Annotated in this window: 11 protein-coding genes; 9 read left to right on the top strand and 2 right to left on the bottom strand. The window is 44.7% G+C overall.

Features of this window, described 5'->3' with window-relative positions; translation table 11 throughout:
• Positions 1-642 precede the first annotated feature (642 nt).
• The 8 genes from DFQ12_RS27835 to DFQ12_RS27800 are packed head-to-tail and all read left to right on the top strand — an operon-like array spanning position 643 to position 18445.
• On the top strand, positions 643-7647 hold the full coding sequence (locus tag DFQ12_RS27835) for a type I polyketide synthase (RefSeq protein WP_120262286.1): 7005 nt from the start codon (positions 643-645) through the stop codon (positions 7645-7647).
• A 19-nt stretch (positions 7648-7666) separates the two neighbouring features.
• On the top strand, positions 7667-11911 hold the full coding sequence (locus DFQ12_RS27830; RefSeq protein WP_120262285.1) for a type I polyketide synthase: 4245 nt from the start codon (positions 7667-7669) through the stop codon (positions 11909-11911).
• Entirely contained in the window at positions 11899-12198 is a 300-nt protein-coding gene (locus tag DFQ12_RS27825) for an acyl carrier protein (protein WP_120262284.1), read from the top strand. Before DFQ12_RS27830 ends, DFQ12_RS27825 begins: the two co-directional genes overlap by 13 nt.
• The gene (locus DFQ12_RS27820; protein ID WP_120262283.1) at positions 12189-12971 is read left to right on the top strand and encodes an alpha/beta fold hydrolase; all 783 of its coding nucleotides are present in this window, start codon (positions 12189-12191) and stop codon (positions 12969-12971) included. Before DFQ12_RS27825 ends, DFQ12_RS27820 begins: the two co-directional genes overlap by 10 nt.
• On the top strand, positions 12964-15369 hold the full coding sequence (locus DFQ12_RS28440) for a glycosyltransferase (RefSeq protein ID WP_120262282.1): 2406 nt from the start codon (positions 12964-12966) through the stop codon (positions 15367-15369). Before DFQ12_RS27820 ends, DFQ12_RS28440 begins: the two co-directional genes overlap by 8 nt.
• Before the next feature lie 3 nt (positions 15370-15372).
• Positions 15373-16644 carry a condensation domain-containing protein gene (locus tag DFQ12_RS27810; RefSeq protein ID WP_120262281.1) on the top strand — a complete coding sequence of 424 codons (1272 nt, stop codon included), beginning with the start codon at positions 15373-15375 and terminating at the stop codon, positions 16642-16644.
• A complete protein-coding gene (locus DFQ12_RS27805; RefSeq protein WP_120262280.1) occupies positions 16641-17894 on the top strand; it encodes a condensation domain-containing protein in 1254 nt (417 codons plus the stop codon). The genes DFQ12_RS27810 and DFQ12_RS27805 overlap by 4 nt, the downstream gene beginning before the upstream one ends.
• A gap of 8 nt (positions 17895-17902) precedes the next feature.
• Positions 17903-18445: a hypothetical protein gene (locus DFQ12_RS27800; protein ID WP_120262279.1), complete on the top strand. Its 543-nt coding sequence runs from the start codon at positions 17903-17905 to the stop codon at positions 18443-18445.
• 36 nt (positions 18446-18481) lie between these two features.
• Here DFQ12_RS27800 and DFQ12_RS27795 read toward each other — a convergent pair whose 3' ends face one another.
• On the bottom strand, positions 18482-19120 hold the full coding sequence (locus tag DFQ12_RS27795; protein ID WP_120262278.1) for a hypothetical protein: 639 nt from the start codon (positions 19118-19120) through the stop codon (positions 18482-18484).
• Positions 19121-19353: 233 nt separating this feature from the next.
• A complete protein-coding gene (locus DFQ12_RS27790) occupies positions 19354-21411 on the bottom strand; it encodes a tetratricopeptide repeat protein (protein WP_244211869.1) in 2058 nt (685 codons plus the stop codon).
• On the opposite strand from DFQ12_RS27790, the gene DFQ12_RS28435 reads away from it, so the two are divergent.
• Entirely contained in the window at positions 21397-21834 is a 438-nt protein-coding gene (locus DFQ12_RS28435; protein ID WP_244211868.1) for a hypothetical protein, read from the top strand. The genes DFQ12_RS27790 and DFQ12_RS28435 overlap by 15 nt on opposite strands.
• Positions 21835-22292 lie beyond the last annotated feature (458 nt).

Below are 22292 nucleotides of genomic sequence, written 5' to 3'. Positions count from 1 at the left end.
TCGAACCTACGACCTCCACATCCCAAATGTGGCGCGATACCGGGCTACGCTACACCCCGAAAAGGTATCACCTTTGTTTTGTGTGGCACAAATATACGCTTATTAGGCATTCCTTGCAAGCATAAATGTAAAAATAAAACTAATCAGCTGATCTATTGAAAGATATTACCTATTATTCATATTTAATTAAATAGTTAAATATAAAAGTAGTGCAGGAAGCAAGATAATCAAAGCGCTCATACGCTTTATTCACTTTACAACGGCCGAGAAGGATCGCACACAAATAATATAAAAATCAAAAACGACAACCTATTATTATAAAACACAACTCAAAAAGCTTTATGAGATAAAATTATCCCTTTAGTTATTACAAAACAAAGAAAATATTTATTTTTTTCGAAACACAGACCTAAAAAACGATCTACAGCTGAATTTCAATAAATTTGTAGCCTCTTGGTTAATAATACTCAGGCATTTACTACTTTTTTGTTAAAAAATCATTATCAAATTACCTTTATTGTTAAAAATATAATAGAAATTAACTACTTTTATTCCACTATAACAACCCTCCTATCAAAACCACTAAGATTTTGATGTTTGTTATGGGATCTCCTGCTATTATATTTTCAAGATCATCAATGCATGAAAAATTTAACCATTATTGGATTAACGCCTTTTGAAAAGCCTGACGTCAATCTCATGCCCAAAATCCATCAAGCGGGTGCATTTCCCGTATTAAGTTTGGGACACGACTTAGCCAACGCTCAGGAAGCACTGAATCAACTTGATCAGACTGCTCTGTTTACTTATGGAATTTATTTTCCAAATGATAAACTTCTATCCCTTGAAATTCCGGAGAAAGTAAGCGTCGTCATTCTTCCTTTTGGCACCTCAGTCCCCACAGCTCCACACCTGTCTATAGTGTATCAGGTCAGTAGTCTGGAAGAAGCCATACAAGCGGAACAGCTTAACACAAAAGGAATTATCATAAAAGGAAATGAAGCAGGAGGTCTCGTTGGATATGAATCCACGTTTGTACTCTTCCAACGGATTATCAAAGAAATCCACTCCATACCAGTATGGGTACAGGGCGGCATAGGTCTGCATACCGCTGCTGCCGCAAAATCCCTCGGTGCCACTGGAATTGTGTTGGACAGCCAACTTGCGCTGTTTCCTGAAAGTTCAGTTCCCCAAGACTTCAAAACACTCTGTGGAAAATTAAACGGGACGGAAACCAAGATCATTGCCAACCATCGCGTATTGGTGCGACCAAACTCTCCGGTGTTATCGGACCAGGTTGACACGACCGAACTCCGAGCATATTTTACCGACCTGAATCCTGCTACGAGTTATATCCCGATGGGGCAAGACATTTCCTTGGCCATCGATCTTTATGAAGATTTCAGAACACTGAAAAAGCTTATTTTCGGATTTAAGGAAGCTATGTACGGCCATTTAAAGCAGGCGAAAGCATTACAGCCGATTGACCGTGACAATGTATTAGCGAAACAACTAGGCCTACGCTATCCGATCGCACAGGGTCCCATGACTCGTGTTAGCGATGTCCCTGCTTTTGCCAATGCCGTAGCGGAAGCTGGAGCACTCCCATTTGTTGCCCTGTCCCTGCTCCGTGGTGAACAAGCCAAAACCTTGATTATGGAAACCAAACAACTCGCCGGAAACAAAACCTGGGGAGTGGGAATTTTAGGCTTTGCACCACAGGAATTGCGTGAAGAACAGACGGCCTATATCCTGGAAGCCAAACCTCCCGTTGTCCTGATTGCCGGTGGTCGACCTGCACAGGCTAAGGTATTTGAAAAAGCAGGCATAACAACGTTTCTACACGTACCGTCTCCTGCCCTGCTCGACATGTTTCTAAAGGAGGGTGCCAAAAATTTCATTTTCGAAGGTCGCGAATGCGGTGGCCACGTAGGACCACTTTCGAGCACTGTGCTCTGGGAAAAACAGATCGAACGTATCTTAAAAGAGGATCATCCAGAACAGATCAGTGTTTTCTTTGCCGGCGGCATACACAATGCTTTCTCAACAGCATTTGTTTCTATCATGGCAGCTCCCTTAGCTGCCCGAGGCGTAAAAGTCGGTGTATTGATGGGAACAGCATATCTTTATACGCAAGAGGCTGTAAGTACAGGTGCAATTCAGGAAGAATTTCAGCTGCAAGCCATGCAAGCCAGGGACACTGTCCTCCTGGAGACAGCACCAGGGCATGAAACTCGTTGCTTGAATACGGCTTTTGCACAACACTTCAACCTGGAGAAATCCAAACTATTGGCTGCAGGTGTAGATAAAAAAGAAGTCTGGGAAAAACTCGAAAAATTAAACGTCGGCCGCTTACGTATTGCCGCTAAAGGTGTTGACCGTCAAGGAGATCAACTGATCAACATCCCGAAAAGTGAACAACTGCACCTGGGTATGTATATGATCGGCCAGATTGCAACCATGCAGAACAAGGTGATCTCCCTAGACGCGCTGCATCAACATGTCGGCATCGACAACCAGCAGTATATCCATGAAGCAATATTACCGGAAGAACCACTTTCCAACGAAAAACCGTTGGATGTCGCCATTGTCGGAATGGAGTGTATTTTTCCGGGAGCTAAAAATCTGGAAGAATTTTGGCGCAATATTATCCTTGGAAAAGATAGCGTTACCGAAGTTCCAGATGAACGCTGGAACAAAGAGATTTACTATAAACCTGACGCAGACGGTCCGGACGTATCGCACTCAAAATGGGGTGGTTTTATTCCGAAAATTGATTTTGATCCCTTAGGTTTCGGTATTCCACCGCAATCGCTCGCAGCTATTGAACCAACACAATTGTTGACGCTATTGGTCGCCAAGCGTGCCATGGAAGATGCCGGTTATGGCGAAAAACAAATCAACCGCGAAAACATTTCCGTGATCATCGGTGCTGAAGGTGGCAATGACCTTGCCAACAGCTATAGCTTTAGAGGATACTACAAACAGGTATTCGGAGAACTTCATGAAGAAGTGAAGGAAGCATTGCCTCATACCACAGAAGATTCCTTTCCGGGCATTTTGGCCAATGTTATCGCTGGTCGGATCACAAATAGACTGGATCTCGGCGGCCGAAATTTTACGGTAGATGCTGCTTGCGCCTCATCCCTTGCAGCGATTGATCTCGCCTGTCAGGAACTTATTCTGGGTAAATCGGATATGGTGCTTGCGGGTGGAGCGGATCTCCATAATGGAATCAACGATTACCTGATGTTTTCCAGCACACATGCGCTATCACGTAAAGGACGATGTGCCACATTTGACAGTGATGCAGATGGGATTGCTCTTGGCGAGGGGGTAGCTATATTGGTGCTCAAACGCTATGAAGATGCTGTACGTGATGGCGACCGCATCTACTCGGTTATCAAAGGTGTGGGTGGATCCAGTGATGGTAAAGCCTTAGGCCTCACCGCTCCCCGAAAAATCGGTCAGGTACGCGCACTGGAACGTGCCTATAATCAAGCGGGTATCAGTGCAGCATCTGTTGGTCTGGTTGAAGCGCATGGTACAGGAACAGTTGTTGGTGATAAAACAGAACTGAGTGCGCTGACCAATTTATTCAGCCGGTCGGGTGCCCTACCAGCACAAACGCATTTAGGTTCGGTCAAAACCCAGATCGGTCACACAAAATGTGCCGCCGGATTGGCAGGCTTAATCAAAGCTTCCCTAGCTGTATTTCATGGTGTAAAACCACCAACACTTCACCTTCAACAACCGAATGCATATTATAATGCCCAAACCAGTCCTTTTGCTTTCCATGCCGAAACAGGTTTATGGGGAGAAAAAAGACGTTATGCTGGCATCAGCGCCTTTGGTTTTGGTGGAACAAATTTCCACGCTGTTATTGCGAATCATCCGCAGGAAGATAGTACAATTGCATTGCAATCTTGGCCATCGGAACTATTTGTTTTCCGTGGCGACAGCTACGACGAAGCTAAGGGTCAATTGGGTCAGGTAAAAGCACTGTTAGATATTAACGATAGCCTCCCGCTAAAAGATATCGCCTATAGCTTAGCTGTTGCTTCTGAAAAAGAGATCCAGCTCAGCATTGTTGCCGATACAGCCGAAGACCTAATGATGAAAATCGAATTGGTGTTATCTGGTATTGAAAGCAAAGACACCTTTATAGTCAATAAACGCGAAGGTAAAACAGCATTCTTATTTCCGGGACAAGGTAGTCAACGCATCAATATGGCCCGTGATCTCTTTGTGGTATTCCCTGCAATGCGAAAGCTGATCGCCCAGTATCCTGAACTGGAAAAAGTGGTCTTCCCTTCAGCTACCTTTGATGCCGATTCTTTGAAACAACAAAAGGAAATCATTAAAGATACACGTCTGGCGCAACCGCTTTTGGGGATCGTCGATTTAGCCTTAGCTAAATTCCTCCAGTCATTGGGTATCGTCCCAGATATGCTGGCAGGCCATAGTTACGGTGAATTACCAGCATTGTGTTTCGCCGGTGTATTTGACGAAGAACAATTAGTTGAACTGAGCAGCAAGCGCGCTCAATCCATCTTGGATTCGGTCGAAAATGGCGATCCCGGCACCATGGTTGCTGTTAACGCAAATGCGGAACAGTTGAAGGCACTCCTCAATCGCGTGGAAGGCTGTTATCCGGTGAATTACAATTCTCCGACGCAATGTGTTGTTGCAGGTAGCACAGCAGCTATCGGGAAACTCATGGAACTGCTAAAACAGGAACGTATCTCTGCTAAAAAGCTAGAGGTGGCCTGTGCTTTTCATAGTCCTTTAGTCGCTAGATCGAAAGAGCTTTATGCGAATGTATTGAAGGATGTTCCATTCCAAGAAATGCGACTACCGGTCTGGTCAAACACAACAACAAGCTTATATCCTACTTCGGTATCCGAAATAAAAGCAAGACTGACTGATCATCTGGTTCAACCTGTCCGCTTTGTTGAGGAGCTTCAGGCCATGTATGCAGATGGCGCACGGATATTTATTGAGGTAGGTCCAGGTAAAGTGTTGACGGGCCTGACCAAATCTTGTCTGGAGCAAGATCAACTGACCCTGTACGTAGAGGATAGCAACCGCAACAAATTGACGCACCTACTCTGTATGCTTGCACAATATTTGGGAACTGGTCGCAATTTCGCTATTGATAAACTTTTTGAAGGCCGTCAGATTCAACCAATCCAGCTAGATCAACCAAACTTATATAAGAAAAACCCTACTATCTGGCGTGTCAATGGACAAGCTGCACATCCAACGACAGGAACGCTACCTGTCAATGGCGCATTGCCAATAGTAAGCCCCATTAAAATGAGCAACCTTAACAACCCTATAGCTGCAACAACAGAAGCACAACCTGCTGCTGAGCGTATGCTGCAAGAATATTTAAACAGCATGAAAATGCTGATCCAGGCGCAACGTGATGTTATGCTTTCCTTCTTGGGACAAAACCCTCAAGTAACACCGATGCCTGTCTATTCGAGCCCTGCACCAAATGTGACTGCAGATCGTTCTAACCCGATTCCTATTCAACCAGCTCTCAGTGAAAATTCCGCTGTCGCAACAGTTGTACAAACAGCAACCAAAGACATTAAAACTTTATTGTTGCAGGTGGTAAGCGACAAGACGGGCTATCCACATGAAATGTTGGGTATGGAAATGGATCTGGAGGCTGATCTCAGTATCGATTCAATCAAACGGGTGGAAATTATCGGAACCCTACGTACAGAGCTTGGAACACTGAAGTTCGATCACGAAAATGAAGATACAGTCATGGAGCAATTGGCCGCCATAAAAACCTTAAATGGCCTGGTTTCCTGGTTAACGGAATTCAGCGGTGCAACAGCGGCACCAGCAACAAGTACTCCAGCAGCAGTATCGACACCTGCAAGCGCAACGACACCTGCAAGCGCAACGACAAACAAGTCTTCACTCTCCCTTGCAGAATTACAAACAGCAATACTGGATATCGTCAGCGAAAAAACCGGTTATCCCAAAGAAATGTTAGGATTGGATTTGGACCTCGAAGCGGATTTGAGCATAGACTCCATTAAACGGATGGAAATCATTGCTGAACTGAAGACCAAAATTGGTTTTGGGGAGGATCTCGAACACGCCGAAGATCTAATGGAAACCTTAGCCGCGATTAAAACCCTTAACGGTCTTGCTTCCTGGATCAGTGAAGTTAGTGATACAGCTCCTGAGCAGAGTCTCTTGTCCAGACTTCGTTTTGACCTGACACCAGCAGATGCTGCTTCAGCACAAGATACAGAAATTCTACAAGGCAAACGTTTTGCCATTGCTCCTGATCATGGGCAACAGACACTAGCCATCAAAACCATGCTCGAAAAACATGGTGCTATCGCCGAATTGGTCAATCCGGAAAATGATCTTGCTGTCTTCGATGGGCTAATTATCTCCGACATATTTTCAGCAACAGTACAACATAATATTATAGATCAAGTTGATCTGATCAAAAAAATGGATCTGGACAGGGCCAAATGGGTTTATTTAATCTCTGATATTCCGGCACATGTCGAAAAAACAAATGATACACATGCCTTACGCCACTACCAGGGTTACCCGGGACTGTTTAAAAGTTTAGCTCGTGAGTTTGAACAGACCAGCTGTCGATTGATCAGTTTAAGCACACCGCAGGAAACAGATCAGATCGCTGAAATCGCACTAAAAGAAATCTTGACAACCGATAAAACCGTCGAGGTTATCTACAAGAATGATCAACGTCATACATTCGATATTATTCCTTCACCACTTTCGACAGGCAACGAAGAAGTGCAAATCCAGCTGGATCAAAAATCTGTTGTCCTTGTACTTGGCGGTGGACAGGGTATCACTTCTGAATTGGTAAAACATATGTCGGCCTCCTACCCTTGTACTTACATCCTTGTGGGCAGGTCAGCAGACCCAAGAAAAGATATCCCGATCTCGAAAGAACTGGAAACAATGACCTCCAAGGAACAGATCAGAGCTAATCTTATTCAATCAGGACTATTCCATGCACCAGCACAAATTGAGAAAGAGACCCTTCGCATCTATAAGAACAATCAGATCCTACGGACTATCCGCGATATGGAACGTCTAGGAAACACTGTCGTTTATGAATCATTGGATCTCTGTGATGAGGCTGGATTAACGGCCTTGCTCCACCAGATTTATGAACAATATGGACAGCTCGATGGTGTTATCCATGGTGCAGGTTTGCTGGAAGATAAACTGTTCAAACAAAAAACGACCAGTTCTTTTGGACGTGTCTTTGACACCAAAGTAAAACCATTACGCGTATTGGCGGAACAACTACGTTCGGACTGTCAGTTCGTCGTCTTATTTTCGAGTATAGCATCTGTTTATGGCAACAAAGGTCAGACAGATTATGCGGCAGCAAACAGTGTATTGGATGACTATGCCAATGTACTGAATAAACGCTTGAAAGGAAAGGTTATTTCGATCAATTGGGGTCCTTGGAAAGGTGCCGGCATGGTTTCACAGACATTGGAAACAGAATATGAACGCCGTGGCATCTCCCTTATTCCTTTGGATGAAGGGAAGGAAATTTTCCTTAACGAGATCAGGTATGGTACGGAAAGCCAAGTGTTAATTATGTCAGGCAACAATTGGTAAACCGTCATATCCATTGATTATGAAGAAAACAGATGTTGCCATCGTTGGTTTATCTTGTGTCTTTCCGGGGGCACAAGATGCCAATATGTTCTGGCAAAATATCATTAATAAGGTCGATTCCACTGAATTTGCTCCATCCGATCGCATTGACCCTATCCATTTTAGTGATGGTCCGGGGACTGTAGATCGCTTTTATTGCAAACGTGGTGGGTTTATCTCTGACTATGTGTTCGATCCAACGGCATTTGGCATTTTACCACTTGCCGTTGAGGGAACCGAGCCGGATCACCTGTTAACGCTTGATCTGGTACAGAAAGCGCTGGAAGATGCCGGCGTATTCCAAAAACAGGTATCCCTGGAAAAGGCGGGAATTGTGATCGGGAAAGGAAATTATACTGGCCCGGGGGCTACCCGTGCCATAGAAATTGTACGTACAGGGGAACAGATTTCTTCCCTTTTACAGGAACTTTTACCGCAGGTGCCAGCTGCTGATATCGAAAAGGTAAAACAAGCATTCCAGGAACGCAAGGGGCGCTTTGCCGCTGATACGGCTATGGGCTTAATTCCTAATCTTGTGGCTTCGCTTGTTGCCAACCGCTTCAATCTTGGCGGTGTGGCCTTTACCGTAGATGCTGCTTGTGCCAGCGCCCTGATCGCTGTAGACCATGCTGTACAGGAATTGCAGCGTGGCCGTAGTGATATCATGATTGCCGGCGGTGTACATACGGGTCAAAATGCTGCTTTCTGGAGTATCTTTGCACAATTGGGTGCCCTTTCTCACAACCAGCAGATCAAACCTTTCAGCATGGATGCCGATGGCTTACTCATCGGTGAAGGCTGTGGTTTTGTTGTATTAAAGCGACTCGAAGATGCTGTACGTGACCAGGATAAAATCTATGCTGTCATCAAAGGTGTAGGCGTGAGCAGCGATGGTCATGGCACAAGCGTCATGAGTCCATCGGTGAAAGGACAATTAAAAGCTTTACAACAGGCTTGGATAAATGCTGAACTGGACAAAAAACAGATCGGCTATCTGGAAGCACACGGTACAGGGACACCTCTTGGAGATAAAACTGAACTACAGACACTGTCGCAGTTTTTCGGTAAAGAAGACGCTGCTCCAGTCGCTGGAATCGGTTCGGTCAAATCCAATATTGGTCATGCCATGCCTGCTGCAGGAATCGCGGGCCTGATAAAAACCTGTTTGGCGCTACACCATGATACACTACCACCAACCCTTTATTGCGAAAACCCGACCGCTGATATGCAGACAACGCGATTTGCTCCGGTGCAGGAAGCAAAAAGCTGGTCAAAGACAGGTCTACCTAAGGTGGCCGCGGTAAATGCTTTTGGTTTCGGCGGTATTAACGCACACGTGGTCTTAACAGGCTATGATATGCCTAAAAAAGATCCCGTATTGTTACTTGCCCGACCAACACATGCGGAATTACTTTCTGCTTTACAGCATAACGATACGACAGTGGGTGAAGGCCATTATCGTATCGCCCTATTTGATCCAACCCCAGAACGGATTGAAAAGGCAATCAAAATCGTTTCTAAAGATAAAGCTTGGCGCAACAAGCAGGATATCTGGTATACCTCTGCCCCATTATTACAAGAGGGGGGCAAGGTTGCCTTCGTCTTCCCTGGTTTAGATGGCTTAGCGAAGGGAGAGATTGACTCGGTCAGTCGCTATTTTGGATTGTCAGCACCTATACAAACCGAAGGTGAAGGACTGCTGAATGATGCGTTGGCTATTTTCAATTCTTGCAGCATTTTGGACAATTCCCTAAAAAAACTGGGAATATATCCGGACATGAATGCTGGGCATAGCTTAGGTGAATGGCTGGCTGGCTATTCTTCGGAACTAGCTGAAGCAAGTTCGGTCAAGGATCTTATAGATGTCCTCAACCCGAAGACTTTTGAACTCAAGGACTCCAAATTTATTGCCATCGGAACGGGACTAAAGGAAATTACACCTTTGATTGCTGGAATTCCCAATATTTATGTTTCCAATGACAACTGTCCACATCAGGTCATCCTATGCGGCAGCAATACCGCTTTAGAGGAGCTTGTACCTCAGTTGAAAGCGAAACAGATATTCCATCAGATCCTGCCATTCCAGTCGGGGTTTCACTCGCCTTTTGTAGCAGACAAACTCGATCTGATCCTAGCAGGTATGGAAAAAGTACAGTTTCAGCCAACCAAAATCCCTTTGTGGTCGGCCACCACGCTGATGCCATATCCATCGGATCAACAGGCCATCCGCCAATTGAGTGCCGAACACCTTGTCCAACCGGTCCGTTTCCGCGAGCTAACGGAAAAGCTGTATGACGAGGGAGTCCGGTTCTTTATCCAGGTGGGTACAGGTGGACTGATCGGCTTTATTGACGATACCCTAAAGGGAAAAGCTTTCAGCACCCTAGCATCCAGTGTGGTAACACGTTCAGCGCTTGCTCAGCTACAACGTGTCGTTGCGGCTTTATTTGTAGAAGGAAAAACGGTGGCGCTGGATTTTCTGGCGGTACAAAACCATATTAAAAAGGCGACAAACAAAGGCATGAAGTTGCAGCTCGGTTCGCCTATCGTCCGTAATTTTGATGCGGTCAAGAGCTTAGGAAAGTCTTTTGATACAGTACAGCCACAACTGACCGCCGGAACAGCTGTAAGGGGCAATCATCCATTGGTACAGGCATTTCAGGAGAATATCGCCGATATGATCCGGATGCAGGAAGAAGTATTGACACTTTTTCAGAACCGGCCAGCGCCTAGCAGTGCAGCAACTGTCGCCAAGCCCCTTGTCGTAGAAAAACCTGTAGACAGACATTTTTCAAAAATGCTGCAGGTCAATTTGGACAGTCATCCCTACCTGATCGATCATAGTCTGCTGCGACAACCGCAGGGATGGCCAGAAGTAGCGGACATGGAACCGGTGATCCCGATGACCATGATTTTTGAATTGCTGGCCGAAATCGCTCAGGCGGAACAACCTGCTACCAAGATCCATAAGATCATGCATGTGAGCGTGTTCCAATGGATGAATGTAGCGAAACCTTTTGAGAAAATGGTCAAGGGCGAATGGCGTTCCGCTCAGCTTGCCTATCTGGATATTGAGAATTTTGCAAATGCAGAGGTAGCACTGTCTACAGCATATCCCGTCGCACCACAGTTTGATCTTTCCATAGGTGAGCCCCTGCCTATCACACGTACTTCCGAAGAAATCTATGACAAGCATATGTTCCATGGAACAGCCTATCAAGGGATTATGGCGGTAACCGCTGTAGGTAAAAATGGGATCAGAGGCAAGATCAAGGGTAATGGTGGAAAGGGCTCGCTATTGGATAATGCGGGACAATTGTTCGGTTTGTGGCTTCAGCTTACGCTGACAAAAGATCGCATTGCATTCCCCGTTAAAATCAAAGAAATCGAGTTTTTCGATGAGATTCATAACCAGGACGGTCTGTTTGAATGCACCTGTGTGTTGACTGAGCTGAACGATGAATTTGCTATCGCAAACATTACACTCCAACGAAACGGAAAAGTATGGTGCTCAATCAGAGGATGGCAAAATAGACGATTGGAAATCGACGAAGCGTTGTGGAATGTTTCCATGTCGCCATTACACAACCGTCTCTCAGCGGAAATCGCACCAGCTGTTTTCTTTTTCCACCAGGCCTATACCCGTGTCGCTTCCTGGGACTTTATCCTGAAACGCTATTTCAACCAAACGGAAAAACAACACTACCAACAATTGTTGCCCAACCGCAGAAAAAGTTGGATGGTAAGCCGTGTTGCGGTAAAAGATGCTGTACGCCAGCTACTGAACCATCAGAAAAACCTTCCCTGCTATCCTATTACGTTTGAGATCCGCTCGGATGAAATCGGTAAACCTTATTTACTGGGCGATGCGACTAAAGATATCCATGTGTCACTGGCCCACAAGGGAAAAGATGCCGTAGCTATCGCCCGTCAAGACAGATCTGTAGGTATTGACATGGAACTCATCGAGGAGCGTAGTACCGGTTTTTACCCACTGGTCTTTACCGATGCTGAAATGGAATTGCTAAAAGACAGGGATCAGGCGGAATGGACGACCCGTTTTTGGGTAGCGAAAGAAGCTTACGGAAAATTTCTGGGGACTGGCCTACAGGGCAACCCAAAAAGATATGAAGTAGAACGCATCCAGGGAGATCATCTCTGGATCAATCAAATAGAAATAAAAACGATCAAACACCAAAATTATATTATCGGATGGACACTGTAAACACCACACTAAAATTGAATCATGAAGAATTATTCGCTTTATTAAAAGGCTTTATAACAGAAGTTATCGGCGAAGAATTTGTAGAAGAGATGGATATCACACCAGAAAGTTCCTTCACAAAGGATCTCGAAATGGACAGCATAGAAATTGTTTCTTTTTCAGAGAAAATCAAGGCACATTTTGGTGACCAGATTGATTTCACAGGCTGGTTATCTTCGATGGACCTGGATCAACTGATCAATCTTGACCTCCGTATGATCATCAATTATATCTACGAATGCCAATAATTACGGTCAACAACAGAAAGGTTCACATACAAGAACTAAATAAAGGTGCTGAACATACCGTGGTACTGATCCACGGCATGTTCAGCAACCTCTCTATTTATTATTTTAATATTGCTCCGATCCTAGCGCAGCATTTCCACGTGGTCATGTATGATCTCAAAAGTCATGGCATGAGTGAACGTGTATCGGAAGGCTATGATCTTGAAAATATGTCATCGGATCTGATTGCTTTGTTGGATAGTCTACAACTTCAAAACGTCCATCTGCTGGGTTACAGTTTTGGTGGACTAATCGCGCTTAAAACAGCATTACAGATCCCAAGCCGTGTGGAACGACTCGTCGTTATGGAGGCTCCGGATCCACAGGATGAGAAAGCTCGCAACATCATCGATGAGTATAGTAAGGAATTTTTGGAACATTATATTGCCAATTTTACCGATACAACAAAAATGAAAATGGGTAAGCGACAATTTGAAAAAAATCATCGCCTTTACGAATTTTTATTCAACCAGACGAGCATCAAAGCTGATATGATCAAGGAAAAATATTTCCTCCATGAAATGGATACTGCAACATTACCGCCATCCACCTTACTGTTGTATGGAGATACATCAAACTGTAAACCAACGGGGGAATGGCTGCAAACAAAAATATCTGGCGCTCAACTTGAACTCATTCCGGGAGATCACAATATACCCATACAAGAACCTACACAGATAGCTGAAACTATCGTTGATTTTTTATCTAACCCTTTATTACAAAACCATGGCTAAATTTGTGTTTGTTGTCCCCCCACTGACAGGTCATGTCAATCCGACGTTGAGCATTGGTGCTGAACTATTGGAAAGAGGACATGAGGTGGCCTGGATCAGTCTCGACAAAAACTTAACTGATAAACTTCCAGCTGGCGGAAAGCTTTTGCTTATTCAATATGACCAGACGGATGAAGAAAAAAAAGAAAGTGAACAGTACCTCGATATCATTTCAAAAAAGATCGTCTATGGTATTGATAGCATCAAGTTTCTTTATGAAGATGTACTTATCCCTTTAAATAGACATTGTTATAAAGGTATCCTTACCTTATTAGAAACATTTGCACCTGATCTCGTGATTGGTGACCATCAATTATTTGCGGCATCCATCGCTGCAAAAAAACTGGGGCTCCGCTATGCGACCACTGTCACGGCTCCCGCAGCTATTAAAATTGTCAGTGAACTCCCAAAGGTACACGAATGGGAAGAAAAGCAGATTGTTGCTTTGCAACAGGAACTCGGGGTAACTGGAAATAAATCTTTGGATTGCTCGGATTTGCTTACGCTTGTCTTAACGTCCCGTTATTTCTTTGGGGAGATGGATCTCAGCTCAAACTATCAGTTCACAGGACCTGTCCTGTCCGAACGTCGGGTATCGGCTGTATTTGACTGGGATAAACTACATGCTAGTAACCGAAAAAAAATCCTGGTCAGTATTGGTACTACCTTTGATCACGACCATAAGAAAGCATTTTTCCAAAAGGTTATCGATGCATTTGCGAGAGAGGAGCTGACTGTCGTCGTTGTTTCAGATCCGCAGCTATTTGATGCCTGGCCTGAAAACTTCATGGTTTATCAACAAATCCCGCAATTGGATCTGTTACCACATCTGGATGCTGTTGTATGCCATGGTGGCCATAACACGGTTTCCGAAACTCTTTCACAGGGTCTACCACTTGTGGTCATCCCGATCGCTTACGACCAGTCACATGTCGCGGGTCGCGTAGTGCGTACCGGTGCCGGTGAACGACTGAATTTCAATCGCTTTAAAGCACATCATTTAAAAGACAGTGTCCATACCATCTTGAATAATCCAACCTATCGTGAAGCTGCACATACCGTCCGTCAATCTTTTGTCGATGCGGGTGGCACGAAAACCGCAGCAGACCTCTTGGAAAAAACTGCCGCTCCTATCGCTTCAAGAGCGGATGTACCGGCTAAGTTCCTCTTTGTTGTTCCACCATTTTTTGGACATATCAGCCCAACATTAAGTGTCGGTGCAAGCCTCCTTGCCCGTGGGCATGAAGTCCGGTGGTTTGGCATAACGCCATTAGCTGATCATCATATCCCCGAAGGTGGAAGTTATATCTATCCTGAAGCGGATCTGGCACCTTTTCAGGAGGAACTCCAACAGCTATTGAAACGTCAGGATGATGGCCCCTCCTGTTCGGGTCCCGAAGTCATGAAACTGGCGCTGGAAGAAACCTATGTCCCGATCGCGAAAATGATGATGCCGGGATTGGAACGTCTTCTCGGCCAATGGCAACCTGATGTGATCGTAAACGACTGCATCACCTTTGGAGGTGCACTATTTGCGCATAAACATCAGATCCCTTGTGTGACAACGACTCCCGTTCCACCGGATGTCATGGGCGACACGGAGAAGAGTGCTCCTAGGATATTTGAGTGGCAGCAAAATCTGATCAAAGACCTTCAAAAGGCCGTGGGAATTTATGATGAAGGAATCTTTATACACTCCCATCAGCTCAACCTGATATTTACGTCACAAGCTTTTGCCGGCTTTGAAACGGTACCGCCACACATGAAATTTGTCGGACCGGTCAAAGGTCGTCCAAACAATACCCCTTTTGACTGGGAACGTTTGGCCGCCAGCACTACTCCAAAAGTATTTGTATCCTTAGGTACACTGCTCGTGGATATTCGAAAAGCATTTTTCGGTAAACTGATCGAGGCCTTTGCCGATCAGCCGGTGACAATTATTGCCGCTACCCCACCAGAAATATTTGAAGAATGGCCTTCCAATTTTATTGTGAGTGGCTTTGTTCCCCAATCCGCTTTGATGCCACACATGGATATGGTTATTTGCCATGGGGGCTTCAATACGGTGAACGACACCTTTACAAATGGTCTACCCATGCTGATCACACCGATCGCCTATGATCATTTTCATACAGCCAAACTTATTGAGCAGGCGGGTTGCGGGCTTAGCATCCGATACAAACGTATGCGTATAGATGCATTGCGGGACACCGTGTTTGAATTGTTGGAAAACCCGATCTATCGAAATGCCGCCAAGGAGGTACAGAAGACCTTTCTAACCGCTGGCGGTAACGACCAGGCGGTAGCGCTATTGGAAGATTTTGTGAAACAAGAGTGTTTGACATTGGCACAGGTGTAGGCGATGAAAAGAAAACTATTATTTGGTGAGCGCATGCTGTTGGGGGATGGAACTGAACCCTTCAACGCCGTCATTCCCTTTCGGCTACGTGGTGTTTTCAGCGAAGAAGATATCAAATACGCCTTGAGCCGATTACAGGAAAAACATCCCTGGCTGCGGGCACTTATCCAACATGATGACAAAAATACACCTTGGTTTCAGGTTCCGGAACTAACCGTATCGATTCCGATACGGTTAGTAAACCGAAAAAGTGAAGACGACTGGCAAGGGGAATCCAAAAAGGAATGGCATTCGACCTTCGATTATCAGACGAAACCTTTAATCCGATTTGTCTGGATTAAGGGGGAAGAAGTCTCAGATATGCTATTTGTTTTCCATCATTGCTTATGTGATGGTGGCTCGGCCATGGCATTATTGTATGAATTTCTAAAAGTACTGGACAATCCGGCCGCGGAAATCGGACTGGAAAATCCGATCCTTGGTATTGAGGATGTCGTACCCGAACATATCTTACAGAGTGGTAAGAAGCGATTTAAAGCAAAAACAATTGGCCGATTAGCAGCTTTAGCTATTAAATGTATTCCGGTCGGCAGAAAAGCGATCGATCGGCAGACGGACTATCTGATTCATTGGAAGTTTGACCAAACCACTAGCAAGCAACTTATTTCTCATTGCAAGTCATTGGATGTCACGGTCAACACATTTCTGGGGGCCACGGTATTGCAGGCATTCCGGAAAGTACGTGGTTCGTCGGCATTCAATAAAGTTTCCTGTCCAGTAGATATCAGGCGTTTTGCACCACAGATAAAAGATGACCATATTTTTGCTTTCGGATTAATGATTGTCATGTCTTCGAACCAAAAAATGAGCTTTTTGGATAACCTCCGGTTGATGCAGGATGACGTGGAACGCAAAACAGCGAAGCTCAATCCTTATATCACCATGATGGTCATGGAATCTGCCCACGATGCCCTAAAGAACTTTACCAGACTCTTAAAACGGGGCAAGTCATCCAATGACTGCATGTTTTCCAATCTGGGACGAATACAGATCCCCGATCAATATCGGGCATTCAGCCTGGAAACAATCTTCAGTCCTTCGGTCATTGGTCCTTTAGGCAATACAACGACCATGGTCACCTCCACCTTTCGTGGACAAATGGATTTCTCCTTTATGGGAAGTGAGGGGTATTTACCACAGGCAGAAGCATTGGCCATTCGCGATGAGATCATCGATCAGATCAAACAACAATTAGATTACCAGGTAGCATCATGATCGAGAGAAAACTAATGATGGTGGAACGGATCATGTATGTTGATACTAAAACACCCTTAAATTGTGTATTTGCTGCCAAGATAAGCGGGGTGATCGCCGAAGAACATCTTCGGAATGCCCTTACCAAAATTCAGCAAAAACATCCATTGCTCCGATCGGTTATCCGTATAGGGGATGCACAGCAGCCCCGATTTGCTGTCAAAGATGATATGGAATCTATTCCACTCCATATTGTCCAACGTCAAACGGATATGGATTGGCTGACAGAGTCGGAACGGGAATGGTATCGCCCCTTTAAAGCGGACAATAAGCCGCTAGCCCAATTGGTATGGATCAAAGGTAATTCCGTTTCGGAGCTGCTTTGGGTGTTACCACATTGTGTCTGTGATGGAACCAGTATTGTCACGTTGATGCGGGAGCTACTTGGCCTGTTGGATAACCCCGATAAGGAACTCGAGCCTTACCAGCTCTTTGAATCGGTTAATGAATTCCTGCCGCAGGGCTTTGAGCTCCAAAAAAAATCGCGTAAAGCCAAGTTCTATTTGCTATTGGCAAGATTTTTCTTTTTCCTGCAACGAAAGAGCGGAAAAAGAAATTTAGGCAAAAACTATGCGATGCACTGGAAACTGGATGCAGAAACAACTGCTGCCATAACCCAAGGCTGTAAAGACCAAAGCATTTCTGTCCATGCGCTCCTATGCACGGCATTTATGCAAGCTTTTCGGGAGGTGCAAGGTAAAGCTGCAAAAAATAAAGTGATCAGCCCGGTTGATATCCGGCACTTTATTCCAGAAATCAAACAGGACCACATGTTTGCCTTTGCACCAACGGTGGAGCTTTCTCTAAAAAAGGGAAATGATAATGTCGTGGATACTGCAAAAGATATCAAAACGGTGCTCACACAAAAAATAGAAAAGATGAATGCCCGAGAGCTACTCTGGATGGGGGAACAGATGCACCCACTCGTGGAGCGCATGATTTCTATGTTAAAATCGAGCCCAGGCGGACATGACGTCACGCTATCCAATATGGGGAAGCTCCAGATTCCAAACGAGTACAACAACTTCACTCTGGAGACCATATACAGTCCAACAGTGGCTTTCCCCTGGTTGAATTCAAATACTTTGGTTGCAACGACGTTCAATCAGCAAATGGATTTTACGTTTATGTCCAATGAAGATTTTTTACCAAAAGAAGAAGCGATTAAAATAAAAGATAAGGCGATCGCAATCATGACCTTATCCCTATAGCACTCCACATGACGAAGTTTACGGAATCAAAGAAAATTAAAAAAACAACGCTCAAGCGCTTTTTAAGGAAGCGCGCAATTTATTATATCCTCCCAAATGTATTCTTCAATTTCCTGGTTGCCTACGCCAGCTTTCAGGAGCTTGGATATACGCACTTTTTTGCTGGCCCACAAAGTCTGGCTCGACTGACATTGCCGATGGCCATATTTTTACCTGTTGTTCTTACAATGGACATTATCAAGCGGGTGATCGCAGCCATAGAACAGGAATCGATCGCATTAACAGTAGACAGTGAACTGAACAGGAATAAATTTATTACGAAGCTGTGTATTATCCATGGCTTCGTAACGGGTTTATTGGTATTGCTATGTCTGCTACTGGCACAACATAATCTATCTACACACTACAAGTTAAATGCGACTGCAATGGCTATTTTAGATGCGCTACTCGCAGGTGTATTATCGATTTTGTTCACCTACTTACCGATCAGGAAATTAAGAAAATATTTATCTGAGCCCTCGTTAATCATGCAGGAAATAGAACGAAATTAGCTTCCCCTAGTGGGAAGCTCGTCCTTCTAACATTTGCTACCTAAAATCAGTATATATTTTTGCTTCAAGTTCGCCCGCGCTTATTGGTGGCTTAACAAAATCCTTTTCAGGTCTGTCCGGTAATTGTTCCCCCTTTCCCCTTGCAAAACCAAGCTTGTATCCAATATTGTCATAAGTTGTCAGGTATACATTATCGTATTCTGTATCAGACTCACTGATATACAGCATCACATTTTTGTTTGCAATATTTTCGGTCACCCAACTATCTGTTGGTTTGGTGGTTGCCCAAGCAATGATTTTAAAGCTCCTATCAAAGCCTATTGGATAATTTAAGTAGTTGATAAAAAAACAATAAATATTAAAATCAACATCGAAAGGAAAAGTTACCGCGAACTTTGTGTTCGACAACTTTGTCAGTCTTGGAATAGCTTCAAAACTTTTTTGATTATAAGCATTACAGAATTCTTGCAAGATTCTTTTCACGTCATTTTCATCAATATTCTCAACAATGACCAATTTGTCATTAATGATCGTTTTTGTTGGAAGGCCGTCGCCTAGGGGTCTGATTGTATCGCTGATAGATTGTGTTTTTAGATTTTTAAGTTTTGTCCATAATATAAAAATTACAATTCCCACAATGACTATATACACTATGAATAAGTATTGCTGTTTCATCTATTGTCCAGTTTTATTTGGTCATTTAAGAATTGTCGGTAACAATTGGTTTTGTGATATAAATATACATAAAGTTTTGACAGGCCTTTTTTTATGTGTATTTATTTTTTCCGAAATAAAACTGTTGTAATGTCTTGATCTTGGGTTTTATTGACTGTTAGAATTAAACAAAAAGGGTTGTATCAAAATAATTATTTTGATACAACCCTTTTTCAATCGCCAAAAAATTGCTGTTACTTATTGTTCAATTTCTGTAAACGCTCTTTTGCTGATGGGACGATATCATCGTCTTTTTCATAATTTTCAATCACACTTTTTAACGTACTCTTCGCCTGGAAAGCATTCCCTTTACGCGCATAGGTATCTGCAAGCAATACGAAGCTCTTGGCCACCCAATATTCCTGAGTCTCCCTGTTGTTGATCACATCAAAAGCTGTTTCTTGGGCTTTATCGTATTCCTTGTTATCATACTGCAGTTGTCCCACACGGAATCGTGCCTCGGCGCCCACCGCCGTTTGGCTCTTCAGAGCCGCCAGATTGAGCTCTTTCATGGCCGACGCTATATTCTTTTCCTTCAGAAAGGCCCTACCACTGTATAAGTGTGCCTTGGCAATTTCCTCCTCTGTTGCACCATCGTAATCCTTTATAAACTGCACATATTTGGCCATCTGCTCCATATCGCCGAGTTCGAAATAACAGATCATCAGGTTGGTTACTGCGTAGCCATAGTTTTTCTTGTATTCGGAATTTAGCTCCAATTTTTTGAGGTGCACAATAGCCTCGTTGTACTCCTTTAGCTCCAGATACAGTGCAGCCACCGTCAACAAGGTATTCTCCGTATACTTACTCGTCCAGTCGTTTAGGATGATATTCAGATCGTGTAGCGCTTCCTGCGGATGTCCGGTCTTGTATGAACTCACCCCACGGATGTAACGTGCATATTTTACTTGTTTGGGTTTCGGAAATTTATCAAAATAGGCGTTGATTGCTTCCACTGCTGCTCCGTATTCTCCTCTGGCAAAGAGGGATTGTGCTGCTTGGAAAGCCTGATCATCCTGCTCCGCAGGGCTCAAATTACCGACATTGGAACCGATCGCATAGCGGATATAGCTTGTGGCATCACCCTGGTCGAGGTAGATGTTTTCAATGAAACGCATTGCCTGTTCGGCTTCCGCAGTTCGGGCATATTTCTCCACCACCTGCTGGAAGGTAGCTTTGGCCGGTTCGGGTTCATCATTATTGTACTGCACGAGTCCAATGGTCATCAGCGCACGCGGGACATAGCTGCTCCGCGGATACTTCTCGATCATCCCTTGCAGTCCTTTGAGCGCGTTCTCATAATCGCCCATCGTGAAATAGGTGTAAGGGATCTCAAAGGCCGCGTCATCGGCATAGTTGGATGATGGAAATTGTTTCAGAACGGACCGCAAGGTGCTAAGTTTGGTTTCATTGTCGCCCTGCAGGCCAAAGATCACGCCGCGCTGGAAGTAGGCATAGTCCTGATTGGGCGCTTTGCCGTTAATCAGCTTATCATAGTAGCTGTTGGCCCGGCTGTAATCGCGCAGGCACAGATACGAGTCGCCCAGACGTGCGATCACGTCATACCTTATATTTTCATCCACCGTACTTCCTCCAGCCTTCAGAAAGCGCTCAAAATAATCGGCCGCCAGCGCAAAACGGTTATTTCTGTAGGCCGCATAAGCCAGCCCATAATTAGCATAATTATAAACCTCGTTGTCTCTTGCAGCGGGCAAGCTCAGAAACTGGGAGAAATTTTCCACGGCCTCCCCGAATTTGCGCACTTCATACATCGCCTCCGCTTTCCAATAGGTAGCCAGGGCCGCCATTTCTGCATTGATCGGGAATTTTTCCGAACGCATAAACATGGAGATGCTATTTTCGAAAGCACGCTCATTATAAAATTCCAGTCCACGGTAGTAAGTTACTTTTTGATAGATCGCATCGACCTCCCGGCCTCGCTTCTTCAGCGACTCCAGCAGGCTGACCCCAGCATGAAAGTTGGTCGTCCCCCGCAAGATTTCAGCTGATAGTGATTCCGGACTTTCCTGTTTTTTTACCCCCGGGTCTGCAGGTTTATCTTCCTGGGCTATATATTTCTCGAGGATTTTTTGTGCGGCTTGTGTGGAGTCCATGGCAAGAAGGACTTTGGCGTAGTTAAATAGTGCATCGGCTTTCACTTGCCTATCGAGATCCAGTTTCGTCGCTTTGACGAAGGCATTTCGCGCCGCCTGCTTGTCGCCCGTTTCCAGGGCGATATGGCCCAGAGTCATGATCGCTCCTTGATAAAAGGCATCAGAAGGTTTCATCGATTCCATCATACCGCTCGCTCTTTTGTATTCGCCGGCCCCATAGGCCAGATAGCTGATGCGGTAATTGTCGATATTGCTTTGCGAAGCGTCCGGATGACGTTTCATCAACTCATGGTAATAGGCCTGTTTGTATTTTTGTTGCGCCAAATAAGTGCTGGTGGCGATCTGGCGCAGCTCTGTCTCGATCGCGTCGCGGTCGATAAGCTTCATATTTGGGCTCCGGCGCACCTTGACGGCATCGGCAAGCATCGGTCGGTAGTCGCGTACGACGTCGATGGAATCCATCGTTTGAACTTGCCCTTCAATCCCTTTTTGATTATGTTGGCCCTTTTCTTTCTGCTGTTTCTCAACTTCTTGCGCATAGCCGGTAACCAGCAAAGCTGAAAGTACCCCAGTAAACAGGTATTTCAGGTAATTGTCGCCGATTCTTTCTTTCAATGTCATTGTTTGTTCGTATTTCTGAGTTTTTCCAACCTTTCCTTTGCCGAGGAGACAATAGTTTGATCTTTCACTAATTAGATAGCCAAAACTAAAGAATTCCGACCACATTAGGTAAATTGTCAGGAAAAAATCCATCCAGTTTCCACGATACCCGACTCCTTTGCTCGCTATCGGCAAAGAATTAATACAATAATGGAGCCAAGAAGAGCAATAGTGAAGAGGTGATCACCTCGCGGAAATCGAAAATTAGTGTATAAAGCTCCTCCGGATCGAACCTTATAGTCCCTAAGAGGTCGTAGGTTCTCATCCCGCCTAGAAACAAAAAAAGCCCTAACTTTCGTTAGAGCTTTTTAGTCGGGGTGGCAGGATTCGAACCTACGACCTCCACATCCCAAATGTGG

The organism is Sphingobacterium detergens, assembly GCF_003610355.1.
Lineage (GTDB): Bacteria > Bacteroidota > Bacteroidia > Sphingobacteriales > Sphingobacteriaceae > Sphingobacterium > Sphingobacterium detergens.
Note: the sequence above shows the minus strand (reverse complement) of the source record. Positions and strands in the feature narration are given on the sequence as shown.